This window comes from Kribbella sp. CA-245084 (genome assembly GCF_050942355.1).
Lineage (GTDB): Bacteria > Actinomycetota > Actinomycetes > Propionibacteriales > Kribbellaceae > Kribbella.
This window is the reverse complement of sequence record NZ_CP192053.1, coordinates 5395985-5416946: the sequence shown is the minus strand read 5'-3', so window position 1 is coordinate 5416946 and position 20962 is coordinate 5395985. Positions and strand designations below refer to the sequence as shown.

The window sequence follows — 20962 nt, the reverse complement described above, 5'->3', positions numbered from 1 at the left end:
TGAAGTTCGCCACGCTCACCAGCCGAGCGCCAGCGGCCCGAGCAGGGCCGCGGCCATCGCGCCGAGCCCCAGCAGGGCCAGCAGGACCACCAGGCCCGCCGAGGGCCGCGACGACTCCGTCGACCCGACACCGCCCGGCCGGGTGCTCGCGGGGAGCGCAGAGACGGCAGGCATCGTCACACCTCCACCTCACGGTCAGGACGACGTTCCTCGGCCGGCCTGCCCAGACCCGTCGCGGCCGGCGCGTCGGGGGGGCTCGACGTGGGCGCGACGCCTCTGGGGTCCGCCGGGCCCTGGTCCAGCCGGAACGGCGGGTAGGTGTCGGTCATCAGTGCGACGTACGCAGTTACCCGGTAGACCCACCGGTTCAGGCCGACCAGCAGGTCGAACAACGGCGCCGGGTAGCGGCCCGTGAACAGCAACAACAGTCCGGCAGCCAACGTCAGCGCGCCGATCAGACCGCCGACGGCGAGCTGGGAGCCATCGGCGTCACTGAACTGCCACGTGCCCACGAGCGCGCCCAGCACGATCAGGTGCGGCAGCGCCAGCAGCCACGACTTGACCAGCACCAGCCCGCGCGAGAGCCGCTCGGCGTAGGCGATGTTGAGGTCAGCCGGGTAGTCGGTGTGGTCGAGGGTGAACGGCGGGTAGCGGTCGGTGCCGATCGCAGCCGTCGCGTAGAACTGCACCCGCCAGCTCCACCGCAGGATGCCGACGTTGATGTCGAAGAGGCCGCGCGGGTAGCGGCCGGTGACCAGGATCGCGAAGAACGCCACCACGGTGAGCACCACGAAGACCAGCCACAGCAGCGCGAGCACGACGAAGTGCGGGATCGCCAGGAACCACTTGACCAGCCAGAGCCCACGGTTCAACTGCGGGTCCATCGCGCCGACCAGGGTCACGGGGGTGTCGGCCCGGACGGCTTCCGGAGGCTGACCGGGCGCGGCCTGGCGGGGCACTCGCGGTCCGGGCGCCCTGGCGCCGTACACGACGAGCAGTGCGCCGCCGAGGATCAGGGCGCCGCCCAGCAGGCTGAGGCTCCATGCCAGAGGTGTGAGCCAGCCGACGCGTCCGCCCGCGGACAGGTCGATCGTGACCTCCGGGGAGCCGTCAACGTTCATGACCACGGCGGTGTAGGTTCCGGGCTCGAGGTCCCAGGTCAGCGTCTGCGTGCCGGGGCCACTGCTCTGCGCGGTCCAGAACCCCTGGTCCGTGGGAGTCGCGCTCAGGTCACCGCCGGTGCCACGCCGGGTCACCGAGTAGTCGAACGGGTCGGTGCGCAGGTCGCTGATCTCGTCGTACGACGCGCTGCCCAGGTAGCGCACGACGTCGGCGCTCGGTGCGATCCCGATGAAGACGGCCGATGCGTCCGCGGACCGAGCGCTCAGCCGCACGGTGGCGAGGTCACCGTCGGCCCACCAGTCGTCGGAGCCGGCCTCGCCGAAGTTCACGACCTCGCTGGAGAGGGCCACCGTCTCGGTCGTGAGCTGCTCCGTCGGAGTGCTGAAGAACCCGTCGTCGTCGCGCTGGGTGGCCATCGCCCAGCCGAGGCCAAGGCCTCCGAGCAGCAGCGGGAAGCCCACGAGCGCGAGCAGGATGCCGATGACGAGGGGGACCGGGCGGGTCCTGCGTGAAGCGGTGCGGCGTGGTTCAGGTGTCGGGGTGTAGGTGGTCATGGTTGTGGTCTCCCTTCTCGTCGCCGGGCGACGCCCATCACTGCGGCGCTGAGCCGAGCGAGCACGAAACGGCGGTATCCGGAGAGCACAGATGAGTTCGGGATAGCGCCGCCCGTGTGTGTGTCTACTTGACCTCGGAGCGGCGCAGGAACAGCAGCCCGACGAGGAGGGGAATGACGATCCAGATCACCGTGGTCGAGCCGAGCGTCGCCCACTCCTTACCCGTGTTCGTTGCACCTTCGAGGAGCGCCGCCTGCGTGTAGTGCCAGTCGATCCACGGCTGCAGGTCCTCGAACCCCGAGCGCACCTGGGCCAGGAGCGCGAGGATGCCTGGCACGACCAGTGAGGCGACGAAGTAGCCCACGATCGCGGCCGCGGAGTTGCGTAGCACGACACCGAGGACGAAGCCAAAGGCCATGCCAACCAGGTTGTAGAGCACCATCTGAGGCACCATGGACAACGAAATGTCCCACACGGTGTCGACGCCGGCGAGTGCGGAACCGGCCACGTTGCCGAGGGCGCCAACGGCAAAAGCGACGGAAACGGCGCTGAGGCCCACCAGGAGGGTCGCGATCGCCTTGGCACCGATCACGCGTCCGCGGCTCGGCACCAGCGTGAACGTGGTGAGCCCACTTCGCTGGCTCCACTCACCCGTGACGGCCAGGATCGCGATCATCGGCAAGATCACCGACATCGGGAACCCGCTCGCCCTCACGAAGTTCTGGTAGGTCACGTCGCTGTTAAGGCCGAAGACGAGGAGTGAGCCGGCGGAGATGGGCGACAGGATGCCGATGCTGACGAGCATCGAGAACCCGGAGCGGGTGTTGAACATCTTGCGGAGCTCGACCTTGACGAGCCGAGTGGCCGGGATGGGACGGGCGGTCCGGCGGGCCGGTGCGGCCTCCGTGGTGCCAGTGGCCGGGACGATGGTGGTGGTCATGCCGCAACTCCTTCGCGTTGGGTGTCGGCAGTGAGCGAGAGGAACATGTCTTCGAGGCCGGCGCCCTCGGCGGGGCGGAGCTCGGTGAGGGCGATGCCGGCTGTCAGGGCTACGGCCCCGACCCGGGCGGGGTCGGCATCGGTGCGGACCGAGCCGTCGCTGGCGAGCGTGCAGGGGATCCCGGCCTGCTCGAGTGCGTGCGCGAGGTCGCGCGGTGACGTCGAGCGGGCGAGCGTCCCCGCTGCGGCCAGCAGCTCTTCCTTGGTGCCGGACGCGACGATCTTGCCGTTCCCGATCACGACCAGGTCATCGGCGATGACCTCGATCTCGTGCAGCAGATGTGAGGACAACAGCACGGTGCCGCCCTGGCTGGCGAAGCCCGTCAGCAGGTCGCGCATCCACCGGATCCCCGCGGGGTCGAGCCCGTTGGCGGGCTCGTCGAGGATCAGCACCCTGGGGTCTCCCAGGAGTGCGGTGGCGATGCCGAGGCGTTGACGCATCCCGAGGGAGTAGTTGCGCACCCGGCGCTTGGCCTCCGATGGTGTCAGGCTGACGATCTCGAGCATCTCGTCGACCCGGCGGCGGGGCAGGCCCATGGTGTCGGCGGCGATCGTGAGGATCTCGCGTCCGGTGCGACCGGCGTGCTGGGCGGAGGCGTCCAGGAGGACGCCCACCTCGAGGCCGGGGTTGGGGAGGTCGGCGAACCGTTCTCCGTTGATGGTCGCGGTGCCGGACGTCGGGACCGTCAGACCCACCATCACGCGCATCGTGGTGGACTTGCCGGCGCCGTTCGGGCCGAGGAAGCCGGTGACACGACCGGGCAGGGCAGTGAAGGAGACATTGTCGACGGCGGTGAAGCCGGCGTACCTCCGGGTCAGTGACTCAACAGTGATCATGTGACAACACTCGCCGCGTCGCGGCGTGCCCACATCGGCGTCGAGGCCGGACCGCACTCCGCCCCTGGGAGGAGCGGGGTCTCGTTCTTTCGGTCGGTCCCCGACGCCTCGGCGGTCCCTAGGCTAGGTGGTGTGATCACCAACGCCCTGCGCTCGCTGTGGGCCGAGCCCCGCGCCGCCGACGCTCCCGAACGGGTTTCGCGCGACTGGGTGCTGGTCGGGGTGTTGATGGTCACGGCGCTGCTCGAGGGAGTCCTCCAGGACGACGTCGCCTGGCGGCCGTTCGCGACGATCGTGGCGGTCGGACTCGCGCCGGTGCTGCTGTGGCGGCGTACCCACCCATTGGCCTGCGTCGTGGTGGGCTTCGGCACCGCGACGGCGTTGGGACTGGCGAGCCAGCTGGCCGGGATCCCGGGCGTGGGCCTGAACACGATGACCTACGTCCTGGTGCTCGTCTACGCGCTGGTCCGCTGGGGCTCAGGGCGCGAGATCGTGATCGGGCTGGCGATGGTGGCGGTCGCTGCGATATTCAGCATTGCGACCGACTACACCGGGCCGGCCGAGCTCTTCGGTGGGTTGGCCGTCCTGGCGGCGGCGGCAGCAGGCGGAGCGGCGTTCCGCTACCGGGCCGAGAGTCGGCGCCGGGCGTTCGACCAGGTCCGCAGCCAGGAGCGGGTCGGCCTCGCGCGCGAGCTGCACGACATGGTCGCCCACCACGTCTCGGCGATCGCGGTTCAGGCGCAGGCGGGCCAGGCGATGGCCGGGCAGCGACCTGATGCGGCACTCGAGGCACTGGCGGTCATCGAAGGGGAAGCGTCGCGGACCCTGGCGGAGATGCGGGCGATGGTCCGGGTGCTGCGCGACGGAGCGCCGGCGGAGTACACCCCCCGGCTCGGCGTCGCCGACCTGGCGTCCCTCGCCCGCCGCGACCCGGTGCCGGTCGTCGACGTGGAGGTGCCGGGTGACCTGGACGAACTTCCGCTCCAGGTCGACGCGGCCGTCTACCGGTTGGCGCAAGAGGCGCTGACGAACGCGCTGCGGCACGCCCGCAACGCCTCGCGCGTGGAGATCAGGGTCGTCGAGGGTGGAGGAAGGCTCCGGCTCCGCGTGACCGACGACGGCCAGATCGACCCGGCGCGGCCGGCGAGCCACGGCTTCGGGTTGCTGGGGATGACCGAGCGCGTGCAGCTGCTCGGCGGCACGTTGCGCGCCGGGCCGACGCCTGGGGGCGGGTGGACGGTCGACGCCGAACTGCCGACGGAGGCACACCGATGACGGTGCGCGTGCTGGTGGCCGACGACCAGGACCTGGTGCGTACCGGCCTGTCCATGATCCTTGACGCCCAGCCCGACATCGAGGTCGTCGGCCAGGCCGCCGACGGCCACGCCGCTGTCGAGCTGGCGCGTCGGCTCCACCCCGACGTGTGCCTGGTCGACATCCGGATGCCCGGGCTCGACGGCATCGAGGTGACCGAGCTCCTCGCCGGGCGGGGCGTCCCGGACCCGATGGCGGTGGTGGTGATCACGACCTTCGACCTCGACGAGTACGTCCACGGCGCGCTCCGGGCCGGCGCCCGAGGCTTTCTGCTCAAGGACGCCGGGCCGGAGCTGCTCGTCCAGGCCGTGCATGCCGCCGCCGTCGGCGACGCCCTGATCGCGCCGAACATCACCCGACGGCTGCTGTCCACCTTGGCCGCCAGGGAACCGTCGAAACGACGTACCCAACCGATCGAGCCGCTCACCGAACGCGAGGAGGAGGTGCTGGCACTGGTGGCCCGCGGCCGCACGAACGCCGAGATCGCCGCCGACCTCTTCATCGGCCTGACCACCGCCAAGACCCACGTCGCCAGCCTGCTGACCAAGATCGGCGCCCGCAACAGGGTCGAGATCGCGATGTGGGCCTACGACACCGGCCGGGTGGGGGACTGAAGCCGCCGTCCAAGCACTCGGAGAAGCCGTTCCGCCAAGCAAGCAGGCTTCGATGAACGCGGTCTCGTCAAGGAGATGCGGCGCCAGCCGCGCATCGCGTGTGCGGTGAGCTGGGTGCCGTTGCCCATCCCGATATTCGCAGGGTCACCGATGTCTTGAGACATGACATGCCCACGCAGGAGACCTCATCGAGGAGCTGTGAGCACCTTGGCGATGACGTGCCGGGCGTGGGTCGCGATCGCTGGGTTGGTGTCCTTTCGGTCCGACCAGACGATGACGGCCTGGGAGAGCACGCGACCGCGGCCGCGGAGCCAGGTTGCGTCGTCGACGTTCAGCGGCGTACGGAAGTCGTCGCGGACGTTCGCGGGTAGTAGGTGCCATGCGGGGAAGAGGTCGCACGACGGATCGCCGACACCGCATGTCTCGAAGTCGAGTACTGCGGTCAGTCGGCCGTCCGGCGACACGAGCAGGTTGCCCGGCGTCAGGTCCGAGTGCACCCACACCTCGCGCCCGTCGTACGGCGCCGCGAGCGACTCCTCCCATGACGCCAGCGCTGCGTGAGTGTCGATCAGGCCGTCCAGCTCGCCGATCGCCTTCCGCGTCGAGGAGTCCATCTCGACCATCGGAGCGCGCGTGCGGCGCTCGCCCGGGTACGCCGGCGGCCGGTCTGGCAGGTCGATCCGCCGAAACGCGTCGACGAACGCCGCGAGGTCGGTCGCCAGCCCGCGTGGGTCGGCGAGCGCGTCGGGGGAGGGGTGCGTACCGGTGAGCCAGCGGTGGACGGACCACTCGCCCGGGAACGCATCGGTGGGTGAGCCGATCGCCTCGACAGAGGGGATGGCCACAGGCAGGTACGGCGCGAGTGCCGCGAGTTTCGCCTGCTCCCGTCGGACGGCGTCGATGTTCGTGGGCCGGAGCGGCAGCCGTACGGACAGGTCCGGACCGAGGCGGTAGATCGCGTTCACCAATCCGCCGGAGTCGACCGGCTCCAGCGGCAACGCGGCCCACTGCGGGAACTGCGCGTCCACCAGTTCGCGGACGAGCGGTACGTCGATGTCGGCCTGATCGGCGTACACCTTGCGGGGACTCACGAGCCCCATCGGACCGGTCGCCCCGTGCGCTGTCAACCGGTTTCGGATCGGGTGGACCAGCAGCAGGCAGGCCGGGCGGGCTACGAAGTGTCACCACCAACATCGCCCGAACCGTCACCGATGTCCTGCGGCATGGCAGATGTCGTTGACGCGGACCAGTGCCCCGGCCAGTGGATTCCACTGGCGTGACGGGGACCGTGACAGCCGATAGTTGAAACATCAACAGCACATCGGCGACCCGGAGGAGAAGGACATGACGACCAGTGAGATCAACCAGTACGCAAGGTCGACCTCGTCGCGACAGCGGTGGACGCTTCTGCTCGTGTTGACGGCTGCGTTCATGTTGCTGTTGGACATCACCGTGGTGAGTGTGGCGCTGCCATCGATTCAGCGTGACCTGGGTGCGAGTCTGGCGGATCTGCAGTGGGTGAGCGCGGCCTATGCCCTGGCGTTGGCCGTGCTGCTCTTGCCGGCGGCCACCTTGGGCGATCGGATAGGACGTCGCCGGGTGTTCCTGGTCGGCATGGTCGTCTTCACGATCGGGTCGCTGGCGAGCGCCTTGGCGACGACGGCCCTCGCGCTCGAGTTGTTCCGCGCGCTGCAAGGAGCCGGCGGTGCGGCACTGTTCGCCTCCGCCACGCCGCTGCTGCGTGCGGAGTTCTCGGGTCGAGCCTTGGGTCGGGCGTTGGGCGCGTTCGGTGCGACGCTCGGCGGCGCCAGCGCTATCGGGCCGCTGGTCGGCGGGGCGCTGACCGACACCCTGGGCTGGCGGTCCATCTTCTTCATCAACCTGCCGGTCGGCGTGATCGCGTTGATGATCGGATGGGCGAAACTGCACGAGTCCCGCAACCCGGTCGGAGGCCGAGCCGATTGGGTGGGAACAGGCCTGATCGTCGTGGCGCTCACCGCGCTGATGTTCGCGCTGATCCGCGGCAACTCCTCGGGCTGGGCGAGCCCGGAGATCCTGACGCTGTTCACGATCGCGGCCGTTGCCCTTGCGGCGTTCGTGTTCTATGAGTTGCGCATCGCGGCCGCGCCGATGGCCGACCTCCGGCTGTTCGGGCGCCGCAGCTTCGCGGTGACGGGGTTCGTTGGGTTCGCGATCTCGGCGACTGTGATCGGCACGATCACCTACCTCTCGCTCTACGTGCAGAACACCCTCGGCAACTCTCCAGTGCAGGGTGGGCTGCGATTGGTGCCTATGTTCGTGGCATCGTTCGCGGTCGCTCTCCTGACCGGCCGGTTGATCGGCAAGGTGCCGATGCGAGTACTGCTGGGCGGCGCCATGGCCTCGGCCGCCGCTGGGTTGGCCTCGATGGCTCATCTGACCGCCACGTCCGGCTGGCTTGTGCTGCTGCCCGGCTTGATCTTGGCTGGGATCGGCCTGGGGATCACCTCCACCGCCTTGGCCTCGGCTGCGCTGGGAGCGGTGGAGCCGGAGCGAGCCGGGATGGCCGCCGGCCTCACGAACACGTTGCGCCAGCTCGGCACAGCGACCGGCGTGGCCGTGTTCGGGGCGCTCTATGCGGACCGAGTCAACGCAGCCACGGTGCACGCCCTCGCGGGGGTGGCCCTGCGCCCCGATGCGATCCACAGGTTGGCGGCCGCAGTCGCCTCCCGCGCGGGCACCCGGGTTGCCGCCAGTCTGCCGCCCGATATCCGCGCCGCGGTCGCCCATGCGGCCCGTGTCGGCACGGCGAGCGGGCTGAACGACGTGCTGCTCGCCGCAGCTGCGTTCGCGGCGCTCGGAGCCATTGTCGGATTCGCCTTCGGACCCGACCCATCCAAGCAGGCGCCGACCCGCCCCACAGCCGTCGCCGAGCCCACCGCTCCGCGGTCGTAGCGGAGTTCGCCCGGCCGAGGTCAGCGGCGGCTAGCTTGGCATGCGCCGATGGCTGCTGCCGGTGCGGGAGGCTGCCCCGGTGAGTGGTTCCGGTCAGCTGTTGGGGCCTGGCTGGAAGACTCGGACGTCTTGGGGGCAGCGGCAGGCGGTGGCTATCTTGGCGGCCCACTCGAGGGCTTCCTTTCGCGTGGGGACGTCGATGATGGTGAAGCCGCCGAGGAGTTCTTTGCTTTCCGGATAGGGGCCGTCGGTGAGCATGGTCTCGGTGACTGTGCCGTCCGTGGCGACGGTGGCGGGGTCCTCGTCGGGGTCCAGGCCGCCGGTGAAGACGTAGACGCCGGCATCCATGGCTTCCTTGATCACCGCGCGGGCGGCTCGGCTGATCTCGGGCATGACCTCCTCGGGGAAGTCCATCGCGTTCATGCCGAACGAGATCAGGTACTCGGTCATCTCAGCACTCCTTGTCCGGACGGCCTCCCGCCGGCCGCCTCTCATCCCTGCAACGAACCCGAGGCATCGAATCCGACAGGTCGACGGAAATTCGCACCACTCGTAGTACACCTTCGCCGTAGTTTGGTGACTTCGACGTCCCGCTACTCGACCTGGAGGTCGTGCAATGACCAGCAAGTTCACCGAGCTGGCGATCGACTGTGCCGATCCGAGCGGCCTGGCGCGGTTCTGGTGCGCGGTCCTCGGCTACGAGGTGCTGGACGAGGGTGAGGACGGGGAGGAAGGCGTGGTCACGATCGGCTCGCCGCTGATGCCCGAAGGCAGGAGCCGTCCCGGTCCGGTGCCGCCGACGTTGACGTTCGCGCGGGTGCCGGAGGGCAAGACGATCAAGAACAGGCTCCACCTGGACCTCAACCCGACCGATACAGATCAAGAAGCCGAGGTACGTCGGGTGCTCGACCTCGGCGCCCGCCCCGCCGACGTCGGTCAGACGGGCGAGGAAAGCTGGGTCACGCTCGCCGACCCCGAGGGCAACGAATTCTGCATCCTCGCGAGCCGACACCCCTGATTCGCATGCTGATCCGAAATGTAGCTGTGCTGGTGGTCCCTGAGCAGGGCGAGTGCCGAGTCGACGAGGCCCAAGACATCCACATCCAGGCCGACCGCATCACCGCAATCACCCCGACAACCGCCGGCGGTCCGACAGACGGGGAGGTGATCGAAGGTACGGGGCTGGTTGCGGTCCCGGGGTTGATCAACTCCCATACGCACAGCCCGATGGTGATGATGCGCGGGGCGGCCGAGGACCTGTCGATCGAGGATTGGTTCAACCAACGGATCTGGCCGATGGAGGTGAACCTGACGCCGGAGCGCGTGCGAGTAGGTGCGCGACTTGCCTGCGCAGAGATGCTGCTCGCGGGCGTCACCACGTTCGTCGACCACTATTTCCACGCCGACCAGATCGCGGCCGCCGCAATCGAGTCCGGCATCCGCGCCGATCTAGCGCCGACGTACTTCTCCTCCGCGGGCGCAGACGGAATCAACGCAGCCATCGACACCACCCGCGAGCTCAGCCGGCTCCATCCGCGCATCACCGCGAGCCTCGGACCACACGCGACGAACACGGTCACCGACGACGACCTGAGGCGTACGGCGGAAATCGCGCGGGCGGAGGGTTTCCGCATCCACCTGCACGCCGCGGAGACCGACGACCAAACGCAAGCGTCCCTCGACAGCTACCGCGTCACGCCGATCCAGGTGCTCGAGAGGACCGGCGTACTGGACGCCGGCGCGCTGATCGCCCACGGCTGCGGCATCCGCCACGACGACCTCCCGATTCTCCAGCAGTACGCCGACCGCACCGCCGTCGCGTCCTGCCCGAAGGTGTACCTCAAGCTCGCGATGGGCGAGGTCACGCCGATCAAGGGCCTCCGCTCAGCCGGCGTACACGTTGGCATCGGCACGGACGGAGCCGCCGTACACAACACCCTCGACGTCTGGGAAGCCATCCGCATGGTCGCCCTCACCCAGAAGCAACGCGAGCACGACGCCGAATGGATGCCCCTGTCCGACACCCTCCGCCTCGCCACCCGCGGCAGCGCCGCAGCAGCCGGCCTCAAGAACCAGGTCGGCGTCGTCGAGCCAGGCCGCCAAGCGGATATCGCCCTGGTCGACCTCAGCGCGCCCCACAACCAACCGGTCCACGACCCACGAGCCGCCCTCGTGTACTCCGTCCGAGCCTCCGACGTCGTCACCGTTCTCGTCGCAGGCAAGGTCGTGGTCCGCGACCGGCAACTCACCATGATGGATCTCGTCGAAGTCCTCGCCGACGCGAAATCCTTGGCTCACACACTCGTGGACCTCTCCAAGGGCGGCGCGATCCAGCACTACGCGCCCTGAAAACACGCATGCCCCGGCCGCAGCGACCGGGGCATGCACGACGAGACGTTCAGCTGATCGTGACGATCTTGTTCGCGGAGAACGCCTGCGCATGATCGGCGTCGCCAGGGAACCAGATCCGATACGCGATCTGGCCCCGCACCGCGGGCCGGATGCCGAACGCGTACTTGCCCGACGAGATCAGCTTGACCGAGGCGATCGACTTCCACACCTTGTTCCCGTACTGCTGCAGGTACACCGACTGGCCCGCATGCGCCGGAGCGACGTACCCGCTGATCGCCGTGGTGCTTCCGAGCTTGATCGACGTCGGCGTCATCGTGGCCGAGATCGTCGGCGCCACCTGGACGGTGATGTCCGGCGTCCGCGTCCCCATCAGATCGGTGTTGCCCGGGAACGTCATCATGAACACCGACGACACCAACGGCTTGTACGCGAAGCTGACGGCTCCCGTCGACGAGGTCTTCAGCGCCGCGAGCAGCGTGAACTTCGACGAGTTCTGCGGCCGCACGTACAGGTTGGTCGGCAGCCCGGCGTACGCCTTGTTGTCGATCCGGAGCGTGCTTCCGCGCAGCGTGATCGTCCCGCCGTAGTTGATCAGCGTCGACGTCGTCGAGATCGCGGTCTTCATGCCGAGCAACTGCGTCGTCGCCATCGGGCTGACCTTGCCGCCACGATCCTTGACCCAGGCGGCGTACGTGTAGGTCACGCCTTGCGCGAGCCCGGTGTTCTTCACCGCCGAACCTGTGCCCGCGTAAACCAGCGTCCCCGTGGTCAGCGTAGGCGGCTTGCTCAGAGGGTTCCGCCGGACGATCACCTGGTCGAGGTCGCCGGTCGGCGGCACCTTCCAGGCCAGGTTCGCGGCGAGATAGGCGCCCGTAGCATCGAACGAACCGACCGCGGCCGGCACCTGGTCCACCGTCGAGAACACACTGGTGAACGGCGCAATCGTCCCGCCGTCCCCTTGTACGCCGCTGACGACGATCCGGTACGGCGTGTTGTCGAGCAACGGCACCGTCGGCGCGATCGTGGCCACGTTGCTCGCGGCATCGAACGAGACCGCCGCACCGACTGTCGTACCCGTCCTGCCGTTCACGAGCCGAACCGTCGTCGAGTTGATGCTGGCAGCAACGACTGCCCGCGCGAACGTCACCGTCGGCGTCGCGGTGAGCGCAGCATTCGCAGACAGGTCGTTCGGCTTCACGTCCCGCACCGGGTGCGCGATCCCGCTCGGCGTCGCGCTCCCGGCATCTTGCGAGACGGTCATCGTGTACTTGCGCGTGTCCCGCGACCCGTTGTCGTTGCGCACAGCAATGTACGTCGTGCCCGCCGCCGCGCTGACGATCACCGACGCGGTCAAGGTAGTGGCCTGAGGGCAACCGGTGGCGGGGTCGGTCGGTGTCGACGGATATGGGTTCACCGCGCTACCCACCGGGAGCAGGTTGCTGTTGTAGACAGCGATACGCGGTCCGAAATTCACCGAGTAGCCGCAACTGAACTCTGGCCCGGTCACCGACACCTTGAGGTTGCGGTCCGTGTCAGAGGTGACCTGGTACCAGTCGACCTCGCCCTCGACACCGATGGGCGCGCTGACCGTGGCCGGGACTGTGACCTTCGCAGCCCGTGCAGGCTGGTCGTTGCCGTCCTCGGGGTTGACCGGGAAGTCCGCGGCGAAACGCCCCCCAAGGGCGGCGTACGCGTCGACGATCCCGTGTCCGTAGTACGGATCGATGCCGCGCGGACCCGCATCGCGGGCGAGGACCTCGAGCCGCTGCGCGACCTGCGCCGGCGTGAACGTCGGCCACTTGTTCTTCACCAGCGCCGCGATCCCGGTCACGATCGGCGCCGAGCAGGAAGTACCAGTGCAGTACCAGTACGGCGCGTACTGCGGGGGAGTCAGGTCCCGCGGGCCAGTGCTGAGAATGTTCCACCCCGGTGCGGCGACGTCGACCCAGTCGCCGTACGAACTGAAGTCGGTCAGCACACCGCCGGCGTTGGTCGCAGCCACCGCGATCACCTCTGGGTACGCCGCCGGGTACTGCAGCTCATCGGTCCCGCTGTTGCCGGCAGCAACCACAATGGTGACGCCCTTGGCGACGGCGCGCTTGACGGCGTCGTGCAGCACAGGGTTGTCGCCCGGTCCGCCGAGCGACATGTTGATCACCTTGGCGCCGTGTGCCGCCGCCCAGTCGATGCCCTCGGCAATGTCGACGTCGTACCCGCCGCCGTTGGAGTCCAGGACCTTGACCGGCATAGCCTTCACGTTCCAGCCGACTCCGGCAACACCGACGCCGTTGTTGGCGGCCGCGGCGATGATGCCGAGCGTCATGGTGCCGTGGCCGTTGTCGTCGATCGGGCCCCGGTTCGGCGAGGTCGCGTTGTAGCCGGTGACCAGATGGCCGACGAGGTCCGGGTGGCCTGCGTCGACGCCGGTGTCGAGTACGGCGACGATCTGGCTGCCGGTCGTCTTCGAGAGATCCCAGGCCTGCGGCACCCGGGCAGTGCCCAGGTACGTCTTCTGGTCGGTGTTGTAGTACTCGTCGTTCGGGACCGCTGAGATGTAGCGCTTGTAGTTCAGCGAGGCCAGCTCGACGTTCGGGTCGGCCTTCATCTTCTTCAGCAGGTCGGGTGCGGACAGCTCGCCCTTGACCTTCACGACGTTCGACGTGACCGAGTCCTCGGTACTGCCGCCGGCCTTCGACACGGCGGCCCGGCGGGCCGCGGTCGTTGCCTTGGGCTTGAATTTCACCAGCACCGCGTTCGGCTCGAACTCGGCCTTCGCCGACGGGTGGGCGGTGAACGGCGGACTGTACGGCTTCGGCTGCGCGGCCGAACCGGACGAGCCGGTCAGAACGATCAGCGAACCGGCGACCAGGGCAGCAGGCACCCCGAGGCGCAGCAGATGAGCAGGGCGGAAACTCACAGGACCCCCCAGCAGGTCAAAGTGATAGACCTGCGGAGTATTTCAGAGCCCGGAACTCCAGTGCAGACCGGAATCGATGTCCAAAGCTGCAATCGTGCAACGACGTTCCACTCGAGCGCCGGCCATCCGGCGCAGGAGCAACGGAGGGTGATCCGTGAAGTACATGCTGTTGATCCGGCCCGACAACGACTACCCCGACGGCGTGCCCGACGAGACGATCCGGAAGACCGAGGCCTGGGTCGCCGAGGTGAAGGCCCGCGGCGTCCATCTGACCGGCGGTGCGCTCTATCCGCCGGCGCAGTCGACCGGCGTACGGCGGCAGGGCGCGAACGTCGTGACGACCGACGGCCCGTTCGCCGAGTCGAAGGAGCAGATGGGCGGCTTCGACCTGATCGAGTGCGACACCCTCGCCGAGGCAGTCGAGATCGCTGCCGGTCATCCGGTCACCGAGGCCGGGATGGTCGAGATTCGCCCGATCGTCGAAGAGTTGTCGTCGCTCGGACAACAGGCTGTCGCCGACCGCGCACCCTAAGCTCAGCCCATGACTGTGGACCTGGGTTCCTGGCGGAGGGCGCCGTTCACCGGCGGCGGCCTGACCTACGACTGCTTCGAGAAGGGCGAGGGGCCGGGCGTCGTACTGATCCCCGAGATCCCGGGTCTGAGTCCCGAGGTGGCCGAGTTCGGCGAGCATCTCGTCGGCGCGGGCTTCACGGTCGTGATCCCGTCGCCGTTCGGTACGCCGGGACGCCCGATCACGACCGGCTACACGTTGGGAGTCGTTGCGCGGCTCTGCGTCTCGAAGGAGTTCCGCAGCTTCGCGGTGAACGCCGAGCGGCCGATCACGAAGTACCTGCGTGCCGTCGCGAAGGATCTGGCCGCGCGTACGCCGGGCCGCGGCGTCGGCGTGATCGGCATGTGTTTCACCGGGGGATTCGCGCTCGCTGCCGCCGTCGAGGACGTCGTCAACGCGTCGGTGCTCAGCCAGCCCGCGGTGCCGTTCCCGGTCAGCGCGAGGATGCGTCGCGATCCGGGTCTGTCGCAGGAGGAGTTCGAGGTCGTCAAGGAGCGCACCCGGACCGACGGGTTGTGCGTGCTGGGCCTGCGGTTCAGCGGCGACCGCGCCGTGCCGCCCGAGCGGTTCAATACGCTGCGTACCCACCTGGGCGATGCGTTCGAGGTGATCGAGCTCGATTCGTCGCCGGGCAACCCCGACGGGTACGGCAAAGGCGCACACGCGGTGCTCACCGCCGAGGTTCGCGACAATCCGCCGAACTCGGCCTTCACTGCTCGCGCCCGGGCCGTCGAATTCCTCAAAGAACACCTCACAGCGACCGCTTGACGACATTCCGTGCGGAAATGTCAAAACCACGTTGAGTAACTCGTCCGGTGTGATTCGGTTGCGTTCAGGCGGGGGAATGTACTCATGCCTGGGGGTTGATCGTTGCGGTCTGCAAGTACGGGGGCGCGGTGGGTGACGCCGTTGTTTTTCCTCTGGTCGTGGGTACCTGAGACATGGCACGATCGGCCACCGAGGGCACAACAGGGGACGCATCGCGTATGGCGGGTGCCAGGCACTGGATGAGTGAGGCTGCATGAACGGGCGGATTGCGCAGGAGAGCCGAATCCCGGTGAACGGGTCGGCCAAAGGCACGAACGGTCACGGTCAGCAATCAAAGACTCACCTTCAACCACCGGCCGCGGACCAGTCCGACGGTCCGGTGGACGAAAATCCTCAGCCGAAGCAGCCGAACTGGCAGCCGGGGGAGCAGGTCGCCGAGATCCGCACCGACCAGCCGCCGCGCTCGGACTGGCTGTCCGAGGTACGTGATCGGCCGCGGGTGCAGAACGGCGCGACGCTGCGTCAGTTCAACACCCCGGTCCGGGTCGACGAGATCGCGGTTGCCGCGATGACGCTGGCCGAGGACCTGCAGGCAGCGACGCAGAGCATGCCGGACTCCACCGAGTTGCGGCGATTCCGGCACGAGCTCGACCAGGCCGCCACCACGTTCCGCGAGATGGCGTCCAAGCTCGAGGCCACCGCCGGCAAGCTCGTCCGGCTGGCCGCGAACGAGGGCCAGGTCTGCGGCGTCGGGTGGGGCGTCTGCCCCGAGCACGGCCTGACGCTGATGAACATCGGCGACACCGCGACCTGCCACGTACTCGGCTGCGGCCGCCAGAACGAGGGCGAGGTCGAGCGCTGCGAGCACCCGGTCGCTTACAAGGTCGTCGACGCCGCCGGCCCGGCCCTGCTCACCTGCTCCGGCCACGCCATCGCCTGCCGGATGTACTTCGACAACCCCGTCATCACCGCAACCGCCGACAGCATGGAGCTGTTCTAGCCCCGAGGCGGCGTAGGCCGCACCGAGGTCAACGGCGCCTGGCCCTTGAACATCCGACCCCCGTCGTTCGTCAGCCGGAGGTAGTAGTCCGACGAGCACGCCGTACCGTCCTCGTCGAGCGCACGGATGTTGGAGCCGGCCGGCACCCAGGAGCCGCTCTCCGCGGTCTTCGCGATCTGGTTGCCTTCGTTGAACTCGTCGAACATCGAGATGTACATGCCTTGTACGCCGACGCGCGTCAGGTTGTAGAACTGCCGCCACATCAGCTCGCCGTGCAGCCGGTGCCCTGACTGCAGATCGCCGGGGATGACGCACGGCTGGTAGTCGATCCCGTGCGCGTTGCAGTCGGCCTGGTCCTGCTGATTCACGTTGTTGTAGTAGTGATCCGCGCCCGCGAGGTCACTGATCCGGCCGACCATCCACGGCGAGATCATGTTGAACGCGTGGTACACGTCCAGGTACCCGGGCCTCGAGTCCTCGTTCCCCGGCAGCCAATGCGTCGGCACGCCGCCGATCACGTAGCAGCCCTGGCCCTTGAACCAGTTCACGACATCGAGGCACACCGACGCCGGAAAGTCCTTGTTCGCCTCGTCGAACCCGAACCCCCAGATGCACACCACGGGCTTCCCGTTCTGCCGCGCGTACGCCGGTGACGAGGTGTAGGCGCTCATCTTCGCGGTCCAGTCGGCCTTCATCTCCGACTGCATGTTCGTCCAGCCGGTCGCGTCGTACATGATGTAGAACTTCCGCCCGTACTGCTCGGCTGCCTGGCGCACCTTCGCGGCCATCGCGTCGCGGGTCGGGCCTTCGCCGCCGGTCGGGTTGAACCGCTGCAGCGCGGCCGTGTCGCAGCCGTTCTGCTGCATCCACTGGAAGTGTGTGTTGACGGTCTGCTGGTCGTACGACGAGAACAGCTTGGCGGCCTGCCCGTTGCCGAGGTTCGCGTACGCCGTCTGGTACGTCGAGCCGAAGTCGCGGACATCCGGCCAGCTCACGATCGCGGTGTTCGTCGGCGAGGGCGGCTGCCCCCAGTTGCTGCTCCAGTGCCACCACCCGTTGATCGGGGCGCCGTCGCCCGGGCAGGCGAACCAGCCCTGATAGCCGACGGTGATCTTGCCGACCACGTCTCCGGGCGGACTCGCCGCGAACGAGAGCTGGGATCTGCCGGCCAAGGCAGCTGCGGCGGTGGTGGCGAGCAGGGTGCGGCGAGTGAGTTTCATGAGTGTGCTCCTGGAGGGGGCGGACAGGAGGTGCGCCGCGAGCGTACAAATCTGGACAAAGTCCTGCAAGAACTTCACGGTTGCGGAACTCTTGACGTGCGGTCGGCCTGAACTTAGTTTGTTGGATCAACAGACAAAGTCGGCGGGAAAGGCACCAGGATGACGTTGACCGACGGTCGCCGGCCGGGCAGCCGGGGTGTCGCCGCCGATCACGTCTCGCTCCGGCGCAATAACCTCTCGGTGGTACTGCGGCACGTCCGCGACCTCGGCCCGCGGTCCCGGGCGCGGATCGCCGATGAGACCGGGCTGAACAAGGCGACCGTCAGTAGCCTCGTCGCCGAGCTCGTCGAGCGTGGATTGCTGCGCGAAGGCTCCGCGGACTCCTCCCGTGCCCTGGGTCGTCCCGGGCTGCTCGTCGAGCTGGACGGCTCAGGCGTCTGCGGTGTGGGCGCCGAGATCAACGTCGACTACCTGGCAGTCGCCGCTCTCGACCTGGCCGGCGGCGTGGTCTTCGAAAAGCGTGTCCCGATCGACGTCGCCGACCTCGATCCGGCGACGACGCTCGACGACCTGGCGGAGCTCATCCAAGAAGCCGTCGCAGCCGTCACAGCAAAGGGCGGACAGGTCGCCGGCGTCACGCTGGCGGTCCCGGGTCTGGTCGAAGGCGCGACCGGAGAGCTGAGACTCGCACCGAACCTCGGCTGGGTCGAAGTGTCGGTGACGCAGGAGATGCGAGCCCGGCTCGGCGAACCGTCGTACCCGTTGCACGTGGACAACGAGGCAAACCTGGCCACGCTCGCGGCGTACGCCGAACTGGGGCGAGCCGAGGAATCCAACTCGGCCCACGATCTGGTGTTGCTCACCGGAGCGGTGGGTGTCGGTGGCGGAGTTGTCGCGGGCGGGCACCTGTTGCGGGGCGGGCACGGGTACAGCGGCGAGGTCGGGCACATGCCGGTCGCGCCGCCCGGGCGGACCTGCGGCTGTGGCCGGACCGGGTGCTGGGAGACCGTCGTCGGGCTGAGCGCACTGTTGCACAAGGCAACGGATAAGGATGATCCGGTCCGCGACCCGTCACTGGACGTGGAGCGCCGGCTGGCCGAGATCACCCGGCGCGCCGAGGCGGGCGACAGCCGCACACTCGACGCGCTGAAGGACGTCGGCGGCTGGCTCGGCGTCGGCGGAGCGATCCTGGTCAACGTCCTGAACCCGGACGTGCTCGTGCTCGGCGGGTACTTCGCCGTCCTCGGACCGTGGCTGCAAGAGCCACTGGAGAAGGCGATCCGCGACCGCGCGATCGCACCGGACGGCGGCGGCTGCCGCGTCGTCCGCTCCGAGCTCGGCTTCACGGCAGCCGTCCGCGGCGGCGCGCAGATCTCCCTCGACCAGGTGTTCGTCGACCCGACCCTGGTCGGACGTTAACGAGAGCTAAGGAGAGTCATGACGAACCTGGGCATCGGCCTGATCGGCTACGCGTTCATGGGCGCGGCCCATTCGCAGGCCTGGCGGAGCGCGCCGCGCTTCTTCGACCTGCCGTTGGACCCGGAGATGAACGTGCTCTGCGGTCGCAACGCCGACGCTGTCCAAGCGGCCGCGACGAAGCTCGGCTGGAAGGAGACCGAGACCGACTGGCGCAAGCTGCTCGGCCGCGACGACGTCCAGTTGGTCGACGTGTGTACGCCGGGGGACAGCCACGCCGAGATCGCGATCGCCGCGCTGGAGGCCGGCAAGCACGTCCTCTGCGAGAAGCCGCTGGCCAACACCGTCGAGGAGGCCGAGGCGATGACCGCGGCGGCCGAAGCGGCCAAGGCCAAGGGGATCAGGTCGATGGTCGGGTTCACCTACCGCCGGGTGCCCGCGATCGCGCTGGCCCGGCAGCTCGTTGCCGAGGGCAAGATCGGGACGATCCGGCACGTGCGCGCCCAGTACCTGCAGGACTGGATCTCCGACCCGGAGGCGCCGCTGTCGTGGCGGCTGGACAAGTCGAAGGCCGGTTCGGGTGCGCTCGGTGACATCGGCGCGCACATCATCGACATGACGCAGTACATCACCGGTGACACCATCGGCGAGGTCAGCGCGCGGCTCGAGACGTTCGTCAAGGAGCGCCCGGTCGCGGCCGAGCACTCTGGCCTCGCGGGTACGGCGGGCACCGAGCGCGGACCGGTCACCGTTGACGACGCGGCGGTGTTCCTGGCGACGTTCCGCTCCGGCGCTCTCGGTGTCTTCGAGGCGACCCGCTTCGCGACCGGCCGGAAGAACGCGATCCGGATCGAGATCAACGGAAGCCTCGGCAGTCTGGCGTTCGACTTCGAGGACATGAACCTTCTGCACTACTACGACGCAACCGATGACTCGAGGACGGCCGGCTTCCGCCGCATCCTCGCCACCGAACCCGACCACCCGTACGTCGGTGCGTGGTGGCCGCCGGGCCACCTGCTCGGCTACGAGCACGGCTTCACCCACCAGGTCGTCGACCTCGTCACCGCGATTGCCGAAGGCGCCGATCCGGCGCCGTCGTTCGCGGACGGACTCCAGGTCCAGCGTGTGCTGGCCGCGGTCGAGACCAGCTCTACATCCCGTCAATGGCAGGAGATTCCAGCATGAACAGCTTTACCCCGACCAAGGACGACAAGTTCTCCTTCGGCCTCTGGACGGTTGGATGGCAGGGCGTCGACGTCTTCGGTACGGCGGTCCGCCCGCCTATGGATCCGGTCCACGCCGTGGAGAAGCTCGCGGAACTGGGCGCCGCGGCGGTCACGTTCCACGACGACGACGTCGTGCCCGATGACAGCACGCGCGGGCAGGTGCTCGAGCGGTTCCAGAAGGCGCTCGCCGACACCGGCATGGGCGTCGAGATGATGACCACGAACCTGTTCAGCCACCCCGTCTTCAAGGACGGCGGCCTGACCGCCAACGACCGCCAGGTACGCCGGTACGCGTTGGCGAAGGTGCTGCGCAACGTCGATCTCGCCGCCGAGCTGGGCGCGACGACGTACGTGCTGTGGGGCGGTCGTGAAGGTGCCGAGTCCGGCGGTTCGAAGGACGTGCGGGCCGCGCTGGACCGGTACAAGGAGTCGATGGACCTGCTCTGCGCGTACGTCCGCGAGCAGGGGTACAACATCCGGTTCGCGATCGAGCCGAAGCCGAACGAGCCGCGCGGCGACATCCTGCTGCCGTCGATCGGCCATGCGATTGCCTTCATCAACGACCTCGCCGACCCGGAGCTCGTCGGTATCAACCCCGAGGTCGGGCACGAGCAGATGGCGTCGCTGAACTACGCGCACGGCATCGCACAGGCGTTGTGGCACGGGAAGCTGTACCACATCGACCTCAACGGGCAGCACGGTCCGCGGTTCGACCAGGACCTGCGGTTCGGCGCCGGCAACCTGCGCGAGGCGTTCTGGACGGTCGACGTACTGCAGGGGGCGGGACGCTACCCGGCGTACGACGGGCACATCCACTTCGACTACAAGCCGCCGCGGACCGAGGACGAGGACGGCGTCTGGGAGACCGCGCGCGGTTGCATGCGGAACTACCTGATCCTGCGCGAGAAGGTGAACGCGTTCCGGGCCGACCCGGAGGTCGTCGAGGCGCTCGCAGCCGCGCGGGTCGGGGAGTTGAACGAGCCGACGCTCGCCGAAGGCGAGTCCCTGGCCGACATCCGCAGTGCGTCGTACGATCCGGATGCGCTGGGAAATCGCGGTCTCGGGTTCGAACGTCTGGACCAGTTGGCGATGGAACACCTCCTCGGCGTCCGGTAAGG

General features: G+C 68.5%; 19 protein-coding genes. 11 read left to right on the top strand and 8 right to left on the bottom strand.

Annotated features, from left to right (window positions below; translation table 11 throughout):
* Nucleotides 1-15 precede the first annotated feature (15 nt).
* From ACQPYH_RS25815 to ACQPYH_RS25800, 4 genes are all read right to left on the bottom strand, one after another.
* Nucleotides 16-174 (bottom strand): hypothetical protein, encoded by a 159-nt coding sequence (locus ACQPYH_RS25815; protein ID WP_432876229.1) that lies wholly within the window; start codon nucleotides 172-174, stop codon nucleotides 16-18.
* A 2-nt stretch (nucleotides 175-176) separates the two neighbouring features.
* A complete protein-coding gene (locus ACQPYH_RS25810) occupies nucleotides 177-1676 on the bottom strand; it encodes a DUF4389 domain-containing protein (RefSeq protein WP_432876227.1) in 1500 nt (499 codons plus the stop codon).
* A gap of 124 nt (nucleotides 1677-1800) precedes the next feature.
* Nucleotides 1801-2616 carry an ABC transporter permease subunit gene (locus ACQPYH_RS25805; RefSeq protein WP_432876225.1) on the bottom strand — a complete coding sequence of 272 codons (816 nt, stop codon included), beginning with the start codon at nucleotides 2614-2616 and terminating at the stop codon, nucleotides 1801-1803.
* Nucleotides 2613-3512: an ABC transporter ATP-binding protein gene (locus tag ACQPYH_RS25800; protein WP_432876223.1), complete on the bottom strand. Its 900-nt coding sequence runs from the start codon at nucleotides 3510-3512 to the stop codon at nucleotides 2613-2615. Before ACQPYH_RS25800 ends, ACQPYH_RS25805 begins: the two co-directional genes overlap by 4 nt.
* 132 nt (nucleotides 3513-3644) lie before the next feature.
* Between ACQPYH_RS25800 and ACQPYH_RS25795 the strand changes: the two genes are divergently transcribed.
* Complete coding sequence (locus tag ACQPYH_RS25795) at nucleotides 3645-4787, top strand: sensor histidine kinase (protein ID WP_432876221.1); 1143 nt, start codon at nucleotides 3645-3647, stop codon at nucleotides 4785-4787.
* Complete coding sequence (locus tag ACQPYH_RS25790; RefSeq protein WP_432876219.1) at nucleotides 4784-5440, top strand: response regulator; 657 nt, start codon at nucleotides 4784-4786, stop codon at nucleotides 5438-5440. The genes ACQPYH_RS25795 and ACQPYH_RS25790 overlap by 4 nt, the downstream gene beginning before the upstream one ends.
* Before the next feature lie 185 nt (nucleotides 5441-5625).
* Here ACQPYH_RS25790 and ACQPYH_RS25785 read toward each other — a convergent pair whose 3' ends face one another.
* Nucleotides 5626-6540 carry an aminoglycoside phosphotransferase family protein gene (locus ACQPYH_RS25785; protein ID WP_432876217.1) on the bottom strand — a complete coding sequence of 305 codons (915 nt, stop codon included), beginning with the start codon at nucleotides 6538-6540 and terminating at the stop codon, nucleotides 5626-5628.
* A 244-nt stretch (nucleotides 6541-6784) separates the two neighbouring features.
* Between ACQPYH_RS25785 and ACQPYH_RS25780 the strand changes: the two genes are divergently transcribed.
* Nucleotides 6785-8374 carry an MFS transporter gene (locus tag ACQPYH_RS25780; protein ID WP_432876215.1) on the top strand — a complete coding sequence of 530 codons (1590 nt, stop codon included), beginning with the start codon at nucleotides 6785-6787 and terminating at the stop codon, nucleotides 8372-8374.
* Between the two features lie 93 nt (nucleotides 8375-8467).
* Here the strand turns inward: ACQPYH_RS25780 and ACQPYH_RS25775 are convergent, their stop codons facing one another.
* Nucleotides 8468-8824 (bottom strand): YciI family protein, encoded by a 357-nt coding sequence (locus ACQPYH_RS25775; protein WP_432876214.1) that lies wholly within the window; start codon nucleotides 8822-8824, stop codon nucleotides 8468-8470.
* A gap of 166 nt (nucleotides 8825-8990) precedes the next feature.
* Here ACQPYH_RS25775 and ACQPYH_RS25770 point away from each other — a divergent pair, with 166 nt between their 5' ends.
* Both ACQPYH_RS25770 and ACQPYH_RS25765 read left to right on the top strand, forming a co-directional pair.
* The gene (locus ACQPYH_RS25770) at nucleotides 8991-9392 is read left to right on the top strand and encodes a VOC family protein (RefSeq protein ID WP_432876212.1); all 402 of its coding nucleotides are present in this window, start codon (nucleotides 8991-8993) and stop codon (nucleotides 9390-9392) included.
* Between the two features lie 5 nt (nucleotides 9393-9397).
* Complete coding sequence (locus tag ACQPYH_RS25765; protein WP_432876210.1) at nucleotides 9398-10723, top strand: amidohydrolase; 1326 nt, start codon at nucleotides 9398-9400, stop codon at nucleotides 10721-10723.
* A gap of 49 nt (nucleotides 10724-10772) precedes the next feature.
* Here ACQPYH_RS25765 and ACQPYH_RS25760 read toward each other — a convergent pair whose 3' ends face one another.
* Nucleotides 10773-13643: a S8 family serine peptidase gene (locus ACQPYH_RS25760; RefSeq protein WP_432876208.1), complete on the bottom strand. Its 2871-nt coding sequence runs from the start codon at nucleotides 13641-13643 to the stop codon at nucleotides 10773-10775.
* A gap of 163 nt (nucleotides 13644-13806) precedes the next feature.
* Here ACQPYH_RS25760 and ACQPYH_RS25755 point away from each other — a divergent pair, with 163 nt between their 5' ends.
* From ACQPYH_RS25755 to ACQPYH_RS25745, 3 genes are all read left to right on the top strand, one after another.
* Nucleotides 13807-14175 (top strand): YciI family protein, encoded by a 369-nt coding sequence (locus tag ACQPYH_RS25755; protein ID WP_432894477.1) that lies wholly within the window; start codon nucleotides 13807-13809, stop codon nucleotides 14173-14175.
* Nucleotides 14176-14184: 9 nt separating this feature from the next.
* The gene (locus ACQPYH_RS25750; RefSeq protein ID WP_432876206.1) at nucleotides 14185-14982 is read left to right on the top strand and encodes a dienelactone hydrolase family protein; all 798 of its coding nucleotides are present in this window, start codon (nucleotides 14185-14187) and stop codon (nucleotides 14980-14982) included.
* Nucleotides 14983-15235: 253 nt separating this feature from the next.
* Nucleotides 15236-15982, top strand: a complete 747-nt coding sequence (locus ACQPYH_RS25745; protein WP_432876205.1) for a hypothetical protein — start codon at nucleotides 15236-15238, stop codon at nucleotides 15980-15982.
* Here ACQPYH_RS25745 and ACQPYH_RS25740 read toward each other — a convergent pair.
* Nucleotides 15979-17202, bottom strand: coding sequence for a glycoside hydrolase family 71/99-like protein (locus ACQPYH_RS25740; RefSeq protein WP_432876203.1), 1224 nt, complete (start codon nucleotides 17200-17202; stop codon nucleotides 15979-15981). The two genes, ACQPYH_RS25745 and ACQPYH_RS25740, sit on opposite strands and share 4 nt — an antisense overlap.
* Nucleotides 17203-17361: 159 nt before the next feature.
* Here ACQPYH_RS25740 and ACQPYH_RS25735 point away from each other — a divergent pair, with 159 nt between their 5' ends.
* Genes ACQPYH_RS25735 through xylA form a run of 3 tightly spaced genes read left to right on the top strand, consistent with a single transcriptional unit; the run spans nucleotide 17362 to nucleotide 20960 of the window.
* Entirely contained in the window at nucleotides 17362-18621 is a 1260-nt protein-coding gene (locus ACQPYH_RS25735) for an ROK family protein (protein ID WP_432876201.1), read from the top strand.
* Between the two features lie 18 nt (nucleotides 18622-18639).
* Nucleotides 18640-19803: a Gfo/Idh/MocA family protein gene (locus ACQPYH_RS25730; RefSeq protein ID WP_432876199.1), complete on the top strand. Its 1164-nt coding sequence runs from the start codon at nucleotides 18640-18642 to the stop codon at nucleotides 19801-19803.
* Nucleotides 19800-20960, top strand: a complete 1161-nt coding sequence (gene xylA / locus ACQPYH_RS25725; RefSeq protein WP_432876197.1) for a xylose isomerase — start codon at nucleotides 19800-19802, stop codon at nucleotides 20958-20960. Before ACQPYH_RS25730 ends, xylA begins: the two co-directional genes overlap by 4 nt.
* Nucleotides 20961-20962 lie beyond the last annotated feature (2 nt).